Genomic DNA, 13,761 nt, shown 5'->3' on the forward strand with positions numbered 1-13,761 from the left:
TGTTGTGCTGACACTGGCCCTGCGGGGCCGGTTTTGATTCAAGGCTTTGATATGCAAATCGAGATTCCACAAGACAAGCGAGTGGCCGGGGTTGATGAAGTGGGCCGTGGCCCCCTGGTGGGGGACGTGGTCACCGCCGCGGTGATCCTGGATCCGGCGAACCCTATCGCAGGCCTCGCCGACTCCAAGAAACTCTCCGAGAAGAAGCGCCTCGCCTTGTTCAGCGAAATCAAGGAGAAGGCCCTGGCCTTCGCCATCGGCCGCGCCAGCCCGGCGGAGATCGACGAGCTCAACATCCTGCACGCCACCATGCTGGCGATGCAGCGGGCCGTGGCTGGGCTGAATGTGACGCCCGAGCTGGTGTTCATCGACGGCAACCGCTGCCCGGCCCTGCCCATGGAAGCCCGCGCCGTGGTCAAGGGAGACAGCCTGGTGGCCGCCATCAGTGCCGCCTCCATCCTTGCCAAGGTGACCCGGGATGCGGAGATGACCGAGCTGGACAGCCGCCACCCCGAATACGGGTTCGCCCGCCACAAGGGCTACCCCACCGCCGAACACCTCGCCATCCTGGCCGAGCGTGGCCCCCTGCCCGAATACCGGCAGAGCTTCAAACCGGTGCGCCGCGCCCTGGGGATCGAATAAATGGCCGATCCTCGTTTCATCCACCTGCGGGTCCACTCCGATTTCTCCATGGTGGACGGCCTGCAGAAGATTGGCCCCATCGTCTCGGCGGCGGCGGCCAACGGCATGCCCGCCCTGGCCCTGACCGATCAGATGAACATGTGCGGCCTGGTGCGCTTCTATGGCTCCGCCCATGGCAAGGGGATCAAGCCCCTCGTCGGCGCGGACTTCTGGGTGCAGAGCGACGAGCTTGGCGAGGAGCAGTTCCGCCTCACCCTGCTGGCCATGGACAACGACGGCTACCAGAACATCACCCTGCTCATCTCCCGTGGCTACCAGCGCGGTCATGTGCAGGGTCGCCCGGTCATCGACAAGGCCTGGCTCAGCGATCACGCCAAGGGGGTCATCGTGCTCTCCGGCGGGCGGGAAGGGGACGTGGGCAAGTTCCTGCTCAAGGGCAACCGCCAGATGGTGGAGCAGTGTCTCGCCTTCTATCAGCATCACTTCCCGGATGCCTACTATCTGGAGCTGCTGCGCACCGGTCGGCCCGATGAGGAGGTGTATCTGCACATGGCGGTCGCCCTGGCGACCGAGTTCGCATTGCCGGTGGTGGCCACCAACGAGGTGGTATTCCTCAAGCAAGATGACTTCGACGCCCACGAGATCCGGGTGGCCATCCACGACGGCTACACCCTGATGGACAAGCGCCGTCCGCGTCGCTACAGCCCGCAGCAGTACCTGCGCAGTCAGGAAGAGATGCTGGATCTGTTTGCCGACATCCCGGAGGCGCTGGAGAACACGGTGGAGATCGCCAAGCGCTGCAACGTGACGGTGCGCCTCGGCGAATACTTCCTGCCGAACTTCCCCACCGGCGACATGACCACCGAAGACTTCCTGGTCATGAAATCCCGCGAGGGGCTGGAGGAGCGGCTCGAATTCCTGTTCCCGGACCCCGCGGTACGGGCAGAGAAGCGTGGCGAGTATGACGAGCGCCTCGAGATCGAGCTCAAAGTCATCAACCAGATGGGCTTCCCCGGTTACTTCCTCATCGTGATGGAGTTTATCCAGTGGTCCAAGGACAACGGCATCCCCGTCGGCCCTGGCCGGGGCTCGGGGGCAGGGTCGCTCGTGGCCTACGCCCTCAAGATCACCGATCTGGATCCGCTCGAATTTGACCTGCTGTTCGAACGTTTCCTGAACCCGGAGCGGGTCTCCATGCCCGACTTCGACGTCGACTTCTGCATGGACAGACGGGACGAGGTGATCGACCACGTCTCCGAGATGTATGGCCGGGAGGCGGTCTCCCAGATCATCACCTTCGGCAGCATGGCGGCCAAGGCGGTGGTGCGGGACGTGGGCCGGGTGCTGGGCCACGCCTACGGCTTCGTGGATCGCATCTCCAAGCTCATTCCGCCGGATCCCGGCATGACTCTGGCCAAGGCGTTCGAGGCCGAGCCCAAGCTGCCCGAGCTCTACGAGCAGGACGAGGAGGTCAAGGACCTCATCGACATGGCGCGTCGGCTGGAAGGGGTGGTGCGCAACGCCGGCAAACACGCCGGTGGCGTGGTCATCGCCCCCACCAAGATCACCGACTTCGCGCCGCTCTATTGTGACGACGAGGGGCACCACCCGGTCACCCAGTTCGACAAGAACGACGTGGAGTACGCGGGCCTGGTGAAGTTCGACTTCCTGGGGCTGCGCACGCTGACCATCATCGACTGGGCGCTCGGCATGATAAACCCGCGGCTCGCCAAAGAGGGCAAGCCGCCGGTCGACATCGCCGCCATCCCCATCGATGACAAGAAGTCCTTCGCCCTGTTGCAGCGCTTCGAGACCACGGCGGTGTTCCAGCTCGAATCCCGCGGCATGAAGGACCTCATCAAGCGGCTGCAGCCCGACTGCTTCGAAGACATGATCGCCCTGGTGGCCCTGTTCCGACCGGGCCCCCTGCAGTCCGGCATGGTGGACAACTTCATCGAGCGAAAGCACGGGAAGGAGGCCATTTCCTACCCGGACGAGAAGTGGCAGCACGAGAGCCTCAAACCCATACTCGAGCCCACCTACGGCATCATCCTCTACCAGGAGCAGGTGATGCAGATAGCCCAGACGCTGGCGGGCTATACCCTGGGTGGTGCGGACATGCTGCGCCGGGCCATGGGCAAGAAGAAGCCAGAGGAGATGGCCAAGCAGCGGGCCGGTTTCGAGGAAGGGGCCATCAAGAACGGCGTCGACGGCGAGCTGGCGATGAAGATCTTCGATCTGGTGGAGAAGTTTGCGGGCTACGGCTTCAACAAATCCCACTCCGCCGCCTACGCGCTGGTCTCCTATCAGACCCTCTGGCTCAAGACCCACTTCCCGGCGGAGTTCATGGCGGCGGTGATGACCGCGGACATGGACAACACCGACAAGATAGTGACCCTGGTGGACGAGTGCCAGCGCATGGGGCTGACCGTGATACCGCCGGACGTGAACACCGGTCGCTATCGCTTCAGCGTCAATGAAGATGGCCACATCGTCTACGGCATCGGCGCGGTGAAGGGGGTGGGGGAAGGCCCTATCGAGGCCATCCTCAGTGCCCGGGATCAGGACGGTCCCTTCCGGGATCTGTTCGACTTCTGCAACCGGGTGGACATCAAGAAGCTCAACAAGCGGGTGATGGAGAAGCTCATCCTCTCCGGCGCCATGGACAGGCTCGGCCCCCACCGGGCCGCCCTGATGGCGACCCTGGAGGAGGCGATGCGCGCCGCCGAGCAGCACGCCAAGGCCCAGGCGGTGGGCCAGGTGGACATGTTCGGGGTGCTCACCGAGGAGATCGACGACGTCAAGAAGGCGTTCGCCAACGTGCCCCACTGGCCGGACAAGATCTGGCTGGAAGGGGAGCGGGAGACCCTGGGCCTCTACCTCACCGGTCACCCCATCAACCAGTACAGCGGCGAGCTGCGTCGCTACACCTCGGGGCGCCTGTGCGATCTGCACCCCACCTCCCGGGATACCGTGACCACGGCCGCCGGGCTGGTGATCGCGGCGCGCAGCATGGTGACCAAGCGTGGCAACAAGATGGGGATCTTCACCCTGGACGACAAATCCGGCCGTCTGGACGTGACCCTTTTCAGTGAAGCGCTGGAAAAATATGAAGAATTGATGCAAAAAGACCGTATTTTGGTGGTTTCTGGACAGGTCAGCTTTGATGACTTCTCCGGTGGCCTTAAAATGTCGGCCCGCGAATTGCTGGATATCAACGATGCGAGGGAGCGTTTCGCCAGGGCGATCCGGATTTCCCTCGATGAACAACGCATTGACGAGCGCTTTTTCCCGCGTTTGTGCGAGATTTTGGAGCCCGCCCGTGCCGGAGTCTGTCCGGTTCAGGTAAACTATCGTCGGCCCGGCTCCCGGGCGCGATTGACGCTCGGTACCGAGTGGCGGGTGACGCCCACCGATCAACTGATAGATGACTTGCGAGTCCTGCTTGGACGAGAGCGGGTTGAATTGGTTTTTGATTAGAGGATCTATTGTCCCTATGAGTCTTTTTCTGGATTTTGAACAGCCGATCGCCGAATTGCAGGCACAGATCGATGAACTTCGCCATGTGAGCGAGCATAACAATGCCGTGGACTTGAGCGAGGACATTCGCCGGCTGGAGAAGAAAAACGAAGAGCTGACCAAGAAGATCTTCGGCGATCTGGGGGCCTGGCAGGTATCCCAGATGGCACGTCATCCCCAGCGCCCTTACACCCTCGACTACATCGAGCAGATCTTCACCGATTTTGACGAACTGGCGGGCGATCGCGCCTATGCCGATGACAAGGCCATCGTCGGCGGTATCGCCCGTCTCGACGGCGAGCCGGTGATGATCATCGGTCACCAGAAGGGTCGCGAGACCAAGGAGAAGATCAAGCGCAACTTCGGCATGCCGCGCCCGGAAGGGTACCGCAAAGCCCTGCGCCTGATGGAGATGGCCGAGCGCTTCAAGATGCCGATCATCACCTTCATCGACACCCCGGGCGCCTACCCTGGCGTGGGGGCCGAGGAGCGTGGCCAGTCCGAGGCCATTGCCCGCAACCTGAAGGTCATGGCCGGTCTGACCGTGCCCGTGGTCTGCACCGTCATCGGTGAAGGTGGCTCAGGCGGCGCCCTGGCTATCGGCGTCGGCGATCGGGTCAACATGCTGCAGTACTCCACCTACTCCGTCATCTCGCCGGAAGGGTGCGCCTCCATCCTGTGGAAGAGCGCTGACAAGGCACCGGTGGCCGCCGATGCCATGGGCATCACCGCCCAGCGTCTGAAGGAGCTCAAGCTCATTGACCATATCGTCCAGGAGCCCCTCGGTGGCGCCCACCGGGATGTGGAGCAGATGGCCAAGAGCCTCAAGACCCGTATCAAGCAGGATCTGGACGCCCTGCGTCCGCTCGACAGCGAGCAACTGCTGGAGCAGCGCTACCAGCGTCTGCTGGGTTACGGCTACTGCTAAGCTCCCACAGCCAGCGATCTCAAGCCCCCGCACCGTCGGGGGCTTTTTTTATGCCTTCATGCTGTGGTACGGCCGTTTTGTGGTCAATGTGATGGCTTTTTTGGCAAGATACAGCGTAAATCCCCCGTGGGATCAAGCCAGCGCCAGATAATCGGTGAAAGAAGTGGGATCTGGCTCCCGTTTTGCTTAAAGTGTTTCTCTCCCGTGCTCAGGCCGGGATCCCGCAAGGATGCTCTTAGGACGCAGGCAGGTCTCATCTGCTGACTCTCAGGCATCGCCAGATGGCCCCATTCAATGCCCTGTACCCGGTCAGTCACCCCTGTCGCGTCACTCTCATCGTGCATAGCCCCCATCTGCAGTGAGTGAAACATGAGCGAATCGGTTTTTGAAATCCATGACTGGACCCTGAGGGTCGATGACAACATGCTGTGCCGCCCCGAGCGGGAGGTCTACCTCGAGCCCAGGCTGGTCAATCTGTTGCGGTTTCTGGCGAGCCATGCCGGCACCGTCTTCTGCCGTGACACCTTGATCAACGAGGTGTGGGCCGGTGCCGTGGTGACCGATCAGGTGGTGACCCAGTCCATCTTCGAGTTGCGCAAGATCCTGAAGGATGGTCGCCACGATGCCGCCGAGTACATCGTCACCGTGCCCAAGCGGGGTTACAAGCTGGTGGCGCCGGTGCGCCCGTTGCAGGTGCTCTCCGTGGTGGTGGCGGAGCCCGAGAGCGCAGCCTGTCCCGAGATCATCCCCACCGGGGCAGACTCCGGCCCCCCCGCCGATGAGCAGGGCAAGACCCCTTTCCCCGCCGGTCCCCTGACCCGCGCCATCTCGACCCACGCCAGAGACAGCCGCAGCCGCCGCCGGATGCTGGGATTCGATCTCTTCGTGGTGGTTCTGCTTATCACCGTCGTCAGCCTGCTCAGCTACCAGCACGCTGCCCCCCGGGTGCATTCCATGCTGGATCCCGAATTGCTGGTGTTCCGTTTTCACACCGGCATGGACGGCACCAACGAGAACGTGCGTCTCGCCGACGGCATCACCCGTGCCCTGATGGGGGAGGTGGCGGCCGCCACCCCGCTGCGGGTGCAATACGGCGCCACCAACCTGCTGGGGGGGATCCGTCCCGGCAAGGAGCTGAGTGTGCGGGTCTCCCGCCAGCCGGGGGGCACCTATCTGGATCTGGAATACCGCAACCTCAACACCAGCCGGGTGTTGTTCAGCCACCAGTACCTGCTCAGTCGCCACAATGTGCACGGGGTGCTGCAGGCGAGCAGTCAGGATCTGTTGCGGGTGCTGGCGCGGCCGGATGCCTCCCCGGGAGCGGGCTGGCCCACGGATGACGGGGCGCTGATGGCGCTGATGGAGGCTCACTACTACACCAACAAGCAGGATCAGGCGGCTCTCGGACGCGGTGTCGAGTTGCTCGATGCCTCCCTGGCATTGCAGCCGGATCAGCCGCTGCTGCTGGCGGAGCGCTATCTGGCGGGGGAGGCGCTGGCGACGCTGTCCGGTCAGCCCCAGAGCGAGCGAGAGCAGCAGATTGGCGTCCATCTGGCCGAGGTGGCGCAGGGCGGGGCCGTGTTGCCCGCCCGGGTGTGGGAGGCGCTGGCCCTGCAGGCCATACTGGCAGGCCAGCAGCAGCAGGCGAACCGCTTGCTGGCCCATGCCGCCAGCCGTGGCCGCACCGTGCTCTATCACATCTTGCGTGGCAAGCTGGCGGAGCTGGACGGCAGTCCCGACCTGGCGGGGGATGCCTACAGCCAGGCCTTCCTGATGGAGGCGACCGAACAGACCTATCTGCTGTGCCAGCGTCTGGGTTTCTACAGCAATATGGAGACCCTGGCCCCCGTGCTGTTCAACACCCTGGGACAGAGCAAGGTCAAGCTGTTCTGATGGCGTGAATGCGCCCCTTGCCGTTCAAGGCCGCCTGCGGGCGGTCTTGAACGGGGAGTCTCTACGCACTCCCGTGCCCAGACCTTGTGTGAGACATCCAGCCCATCAAGTACCTTCTACCTCCACGTCCTCCCATCTCCTGCTTTCTCCAGCTCCTCCGTCATGGGACCTTCACCTCCTCTGCAACACCCAAGGTAATCCCTCTCCTTGCGCGCCCCTTTTTCTTCGAGACCGGGGCAGGCGGTGCCGACCCGCCCTCTCTCATCACCTCTGACAATCAAACACTCTGGTTTTATCGTGATGAAAAGTGGTTTGCGCTGCACTTTGCGCATATACCATCGCGGATGTTCCTTTCAATGGCCCTCTGTTCACGGATTGTGTCGTTTCATGCCAACCGATACGGGGCAGGGGAGGGCCCGGGGGCTGGGTCGCCGCCGTTGCCCCAGCCGTGACCGGGTCCGGACTGGGATGAAGGGAATCGTTTGGCTCATCAAGGCGGTCAGGAAAAATATCAAGGCAGCGTCCGCCTCCGCATCAGGGCCATCAAGGGGCGGGGCGGAATATCAGGGTTTTATCAAGGTGATGGATGAGGCATCCATCAACTCACTGTTTCTAGACGATTTTTACGATTTTCGATGAGCCCGGGAAAAAACGTCACTCATGGTTTTATCCCTGAGCGGGCCCTTATGTTTTGCACGAAAGAGAAGCCTAGTCTGGGGGCATTCGCTGGCAGCCCGCCTCGGGGGGATGTCAGACACACGACTTTTTATCGACCCGGAGTGCTTCTTATGTCCCTAGATACGAGCAAGAAGATCGGCCTCATCGCCTGTACAGGTGTGGTGGCCGGCAACATGATGGGGAGCGGCATTGCCCTGCTGCCTTCCGCCCTCGCCACCATAGGTTCCATTTCCGTGTTCAGCTGGGCCATCTGCCTGGTGGGGGCCATGGGGCTGGCCTTCGTGTTCGCCCGCCTCGCCACCAAGAACCCGCAAGAGGGTGGCCCCATCGCCTATGCCGGCGAGATCTCCCCGGTGTTCGGCTTCCAGACCGGCGTGCTTTATTACCACGCGAACTGGATAGGCAACCTGGCCATCGCCATCACGGGGGTCTCCTACCTCTCCGTCTTCTTCCCCATCCTCAATGACCCCATCCCGGCGGCCGTGGCCACCATAGCCGCAGTCTGGGTCTTCACTCTGGTCAACCTGCTCGGCGGCAGCTGGGTGAGCCGGCTCTGTACCCTTGGCCTGGTGCTGATCCTGCTGCCGGTGGTGGGCACGGCCCTGCTCGGCTGGGATCACTTCGACGTGAACGTCTATCGCCAGAACTGGAACACCACCAGTGGCAGCGACGTCCATGCGGTCATCAGCGCCGTGCTGATCTGCCTCTGGTCCTTCGTCGGGGTCGAATCCGCCGCCGTCTCCTCCGGTATGGTGAAGGATCCCAAGCGCACCGTGCCGCTGGCTACCATGCTGGGCACCGCCATCGCCGGCGTCATCTACATCCTCTCCACCCAGGTGATCAGCGGCATGTTCCCGGCCGGTGAAGTAGCTGCCTCCGGCGCGCCCTTCGCCATGGCCTCCTCCGCCATCTTCGGTGACTGGTCCGCCCCCTTCGTCTCCGCCTTCACCGCCCTGGCCTGCTTCACCTCGCTGGGTTCCTGGATGATGCTGGTGGGGGAGGCGGGCAAGCGCGCCGCCCACGACGGCAACTTCCCGAAGGTCTACGGTGAACTGGACAAGAACGGGGTGGCCAAGAAGGGGCTGATCCTGGGCTCCCTCAAGATGACGGCGCTGATGGTGGTGCTGACCGCGTTCACCTCCCAGTCCGCCCATGCCGCCGACTTGTTCAACGTGCTGACCACGGATGCGGTGCTGCTGACCATGCTGCCCTACTTCTACTCCAGCATTAATCTCATCCGCTTCGAGGGCATGACGTCCCGCAGCATGGGGGCCATGACCTTCTCCGGCATCGCCTGCGTGTTCTGCCTGGTGGCGCTGATGGGGGCCAAGGGCTCCAATCTTACCGCCACCTTCGTGGTCTCGCTCATCATCCTGATGTTCTACGCCAAGAAGCAGGGTCTGCGTCAGCACGACGCCCAGCTCAGCGAACAGACCAGCCACTAATTCTCCCTTTTCCATTCCCGCGCTCTCCCCTCGCCATCCCCGATGGAGAGCGCCTCATCATGTGTGGAGTTTCAAGATGAATATCATTGCCATCCTCAACCACCTGGGCGTCTTCTTCAAAGAAGAGCCGATCCGCCAGTTGCAAGCCTCCCTCGAGCGCAAGGGCTTCGAGGTCGTCTACCCGGTCGACGTGGCCGATCTGCTCAAGCTCATCGAGAAGAACCCCCGCGTCTGCGGCGCCATCTTCGACTGGGACAAGTATTCCCTGGGCCTGTGCAAGGAGATCCACGATCGCAACGAGAAGCTGCCGATCTTCGCCTTCGCCAACGACCAGTCCACCCTGGACATCCACCTGACCGATCTGCGCCTGAACGTGCACTTCTTCGAGTACCGCCTCGGCATGGCCGACGACATCGCCCTCAAGATGGGGCAGGCCACAGAGGCGTATCAGGACGCCATCCTGCCTCCCTTCACCAAGGCGCTGTTCAAGTACGTGGAAGAGGGCAAATACACCTTCTGCACCCCGGGTCACATGGGCGGCACCGCCTTCCAGATGAGCCCGGCCGGCAGCATCTTCTATGACTTCTACGGCCCCAACGCCTTCAAGGCGGACGTCTCCATCTCCATGCCGGAGCTCGGCTCCCTGCTGGATCACACCGGTCCCCACAAGGAGGCCGAGGAGTACATCGCCCGTACCTTCAACGCGGATCGCTCCTACATCGTCACCAACGGCACCTCCACCGCCAACAAGATAGTCGGCATGTTCTCGGCGCCGGCAGGCAGCACAGTGCTGGTGGATCGCAACTGCCACAAGTCCCTCACCCATCTGATGATGATGAACGACGTGACCCCGATCTACTTCCGCCCGACCCGCAACGCCTACGGCATCCTGGGGGGGATCCCGCAGAGCGAGTTCAGCCGCGAGACCATCGCCGCGAAGGTGGCTGCGACCCCGGGGGCCCAGGCACCGCGCTACGCCGTGGTGACCAACTCCACCTACGACGGCCTGCTCTACAACACGGGTTTCATCAAAGAGACCCTGGACACCCCCTACATCCACTTCGACAGCGCCTGGGTGCCCTACACCAACTTCAGCCCCATCTATGAGGGCAAGTGCGGCATGAGCGGCGACGCCATCCCGGGCAAGGTGGTCTACGAGACCCAGTCCACCCACAAGCTGCTGGCGGCCTTCTCCCAGGCCTCGATGATCCACATCAAGGGGGAAGTGGAGGAGGAGACCTTCAACGAAGCCTTCATGATGCACACCTCCACTTCGCCCCAGTACGGCATCGTGGCCTCCACCGAGATCTCCGCCGCCATGATGCGGGGCAACACCGGCAAGCGGTTGATCAAGGATTCCATCGATCGCGCCATCTCCTTCCGCAAGGAGATAAAGCGACTGCGGGAGCAGAGCGAGGGCTGGTTCTTCGACGTCTGGCAGCCGGATCACATCGACGGCGCCGAGTGCTGGAAGCTGGATCCCAAGGATGACTGGCATGGCTTCAAGGAGATCGATGACGACCACATGTACCTGGATCCCATCAAGGTCACCCTGCTGACCCCGGGCATGGGGCGCGATGGCCAGTTGCTGGAGAACGGTCTGCCGGCCTCCCTGGTGGCCAAGTTCCTGGACGAGCGCGGCATCGTGGTGGAGAAGACAGGCCCCTACAACCTGCTGTTCCTCTTCTCCATCGGCATCGATCAGTCCAAGGCGATGCAGCTGCTGCGCGCCCTGACCGAGTTCAAACGCAGCTATGACTTGAACCTCACCATCAAGAGCATGCTGCCGGAACTCTACCGCGAGGATCCCGGCTTCTATGAAGGCATGCGAATCCAGGAGCTGGCCCAGCGCATTCACGAGCTGACCCGAAAATACCGTCTGCCGGAGCTGATGTTCAAGGCGTTCGACGTGCTGCCGGAGATGAAGATGACCCCGCACCTCGCCTGGCAGCAGGAGCTGGCCGGCAACGTGGTGGAGGTGCCGCTGCGCGACATGGTGGACCGGATCAGCGCCAACATGATCCTGCCCTACCCGCCGGGAGTGCCCCTGGTGCTGCCGGGCGAGATGGTGACCCAGGATTCCCTGCCGGTGCTCGAGTTCCTCGAGATGTTGTGCGAGATCGGCGCCCACTACCCGGGCTTCGAGACCGACATCCACGGTCTCTATCGCCAGACCGATGGCAGCTACACCGTCAAGGTACTGCGCTGATCCAGAGTGACGAAACGGGCCGACAGGCCCGTTTTTTCCCATGCAATCCATGGTTAGGAGTACGCAGTCATGAAACGAGTGTTATCGCTCCAGTCCCACGTGGTGTTCGGCTGCGCCGGCAACAGCGCCGCCGTCTTTCCCATGCGGCGAATGGGCATAGAGGTATGGCCCGTCAACACGGTGCAATTTTCCAATCACACCCAGTATCGTGAAGGGTGGCAGGGGATGCGGATGCCGGACGGCCACATCGGCGAGCTGATGACGGGCCTCGCCGATATCGGTGTGCTGGGGCAGTGCGACGGGATCCTGAGCGGCTATCTCGGTTCCCCCGAGCAGGGGGAGGAGGTATTGGCGGCGGTGGCGCAGCTCAAGGCCCTCAACCCCGATGCCCTCTATTTCTGTGACCCCGTCATGGGAGATCCGGACAAGGGGTGTGTGGTGGCGCCCGGTGTCGCGACCTTCTTCAGGACGCAGGCCCTGGCCGTGGCCGACATGCTGGCTCCCAACCTGCTGGAGCTGGAGCGGCTCACCGGCCGGGTCATCAACACCCTTGAGGAGGCGTTGGCCGCCTGTGAGGCGCTAAGAGCACAGGGGCCCAGGCTGGTGATGGTCAAACACCTGGGACGGGCGGCCGTCCATCCCGATCGGTTCGAGATGGTGCTGGTGTGCGATCAGGGCGCTTTTCATCTCTCCCGCCCCCTCTATCCTTTCGAGCGTCAGCCCATCGGAGTCGGCGATCTGCTGAGCGCCACCATGCTGGCCAATCTGCTGTCGGGCTGCGATCCCGTGACCGCATTCGAGCGCACCAACGCCAGTGTGGACGGGGTGCTGGCCTGCACCTGGCGGGCGCGGGCCAGCGAATTGCAGCTGGTAGCGGCTCAGGTCGCGCTGGCCGCGCCCCAGGTTCTCACCCGCGCCACCCGGTTATGACCCCGGGGGTCAACTTGCGCGGCGGGCCAGCAGGGCCGCCTGCGGCGAGGGGCGGTGGCGTGCGCGGGGGGCACAGGCCTTCGCCAGGGTCTGCCACTCCCGCCACAGCAGCCAGCACACTGGCGGGGCCAGCAGCAGTACGGTCGCGGGCTGGGCCAGCAGCACGCCGTCGCGCCCCCACCAGAGCGGCAGCAGGAAGATGAGCGGCAGCAGCACCAGGGTCTTGGCGATGGAGATGAACAGGGCCTGGCGGGTGCGGGCCATGGCCTGCAGCAGCACGATACCGAACATGATGATCCCCTCCAGCGGAATGGCGCCGAGGTTGAGGGTCAGGCTGCCCATGGCGGCGGCCAGCAGCTCGGGATCCTGCTCACCGGTATAGAGCATGGCCACCTGGCGGGGCAGCAGCTGGATCAACAGCCAGACCAGCATGCCGTAGATGAGCGTGATCTTGAGCCCCATCTCCATCAGAAACTTGAGATCCCGGTGACGACCGGCCCCCGTTGCCTGGCTGACCAGGGGTTGAATGCCGAAGGCGAGCCCCTGCAGCACCACGATGAACACTGCCTCGGTGTAGCCGGCCACGGTGAAGCCCGCCAGATCCTTGACCGAGCCGTGCACCATCAGCTGGCTGTTGTGCAGCATCAGCAAGAGCCCCAGGTTGAACTGGGCGATGAGGCTCGGCAGGCCGGTGAACAGCAGGCTCGGCATGGCCGGGACCTTGGGCAACAGTTGGCGCCAGCTGAGGCGCAACCGCGCATGAGGGGTGAAGAAGTAGCCTATCCCCAGCAGGCAGACGACCCCTTCTGCCATCAGGGTCGCCTGGGCGGTGCCCGTCAGACCCAGGCCGAGTCGACCGACCATGATGTAGTTGAGCAGAATGTTGAGCACGGCGCCGCCGCTCACCAGCACCATGGCGAGGCGGGGGCGGCCGTCGTTGCGAAGCAGATAGGGCACGGCGAGGTTGCCGGCGAGCAGCAGGGTGCCGCCGCCGATCCAGCTGAGATAGTCGCTGGCCTGTTGCCAGGTGTCGGTGCCCTGCTCGATGCCGAGGATGAGCAGAATGTCGGTGTGCCAGCCGTGCAGCAGCAGGGGAGCCACCACCCCGAGCAGGATCAGCAGCCAGAGGGCGTTGACCAGCCCCTGGCGCGCCAGCGCGAGATTCCTGGCCCCCTGCTGGAAGGAGATGAGGGTCGCCGCCCCCATGGCGATCATGGCGGCGAGGCCGATGAGCACCATGATGACGGGGTAGACCAGGTTGATGCCGGCAAGGCCCGCGGCCCCCACGTAGTGGCCGACGAAGATGCCGTCCACCAGGTAATAGGCGCCGGACACCAGCATGGCGAGGATGGAGGGGAGGGCGTAGCCCCAGAAGCGGCGGGTCATGGCCCGTTGACGCAGACGGATGTAGGCGGACATATCTGTTCTCGGGAAAGATCGGGAAGCGAGCAGACAGTCTAGATTGATAATATTTTTATGATAATCCGGCTTTTATTTGATGAATTGATGAGTTTTAT

8 protein-coding genes are annotated in these 13,761 nt (G+C 63.1%); 7 read left to right on the plus strand and 1 reads right to left on the minus strand.

What is annotated here, in order from left to right; genetic code table 11:
• The first annotated feature begins 51 nt into the window (after positions 1 to 51).
• The 7 genes from rnhB to pdxY all read left to right on the plus strand — a co-directional run bounded on the left by rnhB (position 52) and on the right by pdxY (position 12,244).
• Positions 52 to 642 carry a ribonuclease HII gene (gene rnhB / locus ABNP46_RS05235; protein ID WP_349921371.1) on the plus strand — a complete coding sequence of 197 codons (591 nt, stop codon included), beginning with the start codon at positions 52 to 54 and terminating at the stop codon, positions 640 to 642.
• Positions 643 to 4,122, plus strand: coding sequence for a DNA polymerase III subunit alpha (gene dnaE / locus ABNP46_RS05240; RefSeq protein WP_349921372.1), 3,480 nt, complete (start codon positions 643 to 645; stop codon positions 4,120 to 4,122).
• A 16-nt stretch (positions 4,123 to 4,138) separates the two neighbouring features.
• On the plus strand, positions 4,139 to 5,089 hold the full coding sequence (gene accA / locus ABNP46_RS05245) for an acetyl-CoA carboxylase carboxyl transferase subunit alpha (RefSeq protein WP_349921373.1): 951 nt from the start codon (positions 4,139 to 4,141) through the stop codon (positions 5,087 to 5,089).
• Positions 5,090 to 5,458: 369 nt separating this feature from the next.
• Positions 5,459 to 6,982 (plus strand): lysine decarboxylation/transport transcriptional activator CadC, encoded by a 1,524-nt coding sequence (gene cadC, locus ABNP46_RS05250; protein WP_349921374.1) that lies wholly within the window; start codon positions 5,459 to 5,461, stop codon positions 6,980 to 6,982.
• 788 nt (positions 6,983 to 7,770) lie between these two features.
• Positions 7,771 to 9,105, plus strand: coding sequence for a cadaverine/lysine antiporter (cadB, locus tag ABNP46_RS05255; protein WP_349921375.1), 1,335 nt, complete (start codon positions 7,771 to 7,773; stop codon positions 9,103 to 9,105).
• 76 nt (positions 9,106 to 9,181) lie between these two features.
• Entirely contained in the window at positions 9,182 to 11,314 is a 2,133-nt protein-coding gene (locus tag ABNP46_RS05260; RefSeq protein ID WP_349921376.1) for a lysine decarboxylase CadA, read from the plus strand.
• A gap of 69 nt (positions 11,315 to 11,383) precedes the next feature.
• On the plus strand, positions 11,384 to 12,244 hold the full coding sequence (pdxY, locus tag ABNP46_RS05265; RefSeq protein WP_349921377.1) for a pyridoxal kinase PdxY: 861 nt from the start codon (positions 11,384 to 11,386) through the stop codon (positions 12,242 to 12,244).
• A 9-nt stretch (positions 12,245 to 12,253) separates the two neighbouring features.
• Here the strand turns inward: pdxY and ABNP46_RS05270 are convergent, their stop codons facing one another.
• Positions 12,254 to 13,663 carry an MATE family efflux transporter gene (locus ABNP46_RS05270; protein WP_349921378.1) on the minus strand — a complete coding sequence of 470 codons (1,410 nt, stop codon included), beginning with the start codon at positions 13,661 to 13,663 and terminating at the stop codon, positions 12,254 to 12,256.
• Positions 13,664 to 13,761: the final 98 nt, after the last annotated feature.

Origin of the sequence: Aeromonas veronii, assembly GCF_040215105.1 — a bacterium.
In the GTDB taxonomy this organism is placed as follows: Bacteria; Pseudomonadota; Gammaproteobacteria; order Enterobacterales; family Aeromonadaceae; genus Aeromonas; species Aeromonas veronii_G.

What these genes read in the sequence shown, in the direction of transcription:
- rnhB (WP_349921371.1), top strand. Translation starts at nt 52, where the DNA reads ATGCAAATCGAGATTCCACAAGACAAGCGAGTGGCCGGGGTTGATGAA.
- dnaE (WP_349921372.1), top strand. Translation starts at nt 643, where the DNA reads ATGGCCGATCCTCGTTTCATCCACCTGCGGGTCCACTCCGATTTCTCC.
- accA (WP_349921373.1), top strand. Translation starts at nt 4,139, where the DNA reads ATGAGTCTTTTTCTGGATTTTGAACAGCCGATCGCCGAATTGCAGGCA.
- cadC (WP_349921374.1), top strand. Translation starts at nt 5,459, where the DNA reads ATGAGCGAATCGGTTTTTGAAATCCATGACTGGACCCTGAGGGTCGAT.
- cadB (WP_349921375.1), top strand. Translation starts at nt 7,771, where the DNA reads ATGTCCCTAGATACGAGCAAGAAGATCGGCCTCATCGCCTGTACAGGT.
- ABNP46_RS05260 (WP_349921376.1), top strand. Translation starts at nt 9,182, where the DNA reads ATGAATATCATTGCCATCCTCAACCACCTGGGCGTCTTCTTCAAAGAA.
- pdxY (WP_349921377.1), top strand. Translation starts at nt 11,384, where the DNA reads ATGAAACGAGTGTTATCGCTCCAGTCCCACGTGGTGTTCGGCTGCGCC.
- ABNP46_RS05270 (WP_349921378.1), bottom strand. Translation starts at nt 13,663, where the DNA reads ATGTCCGCCTACATCCGTCTGCGTCAACGGGCCATGACCCGCCGCTTC.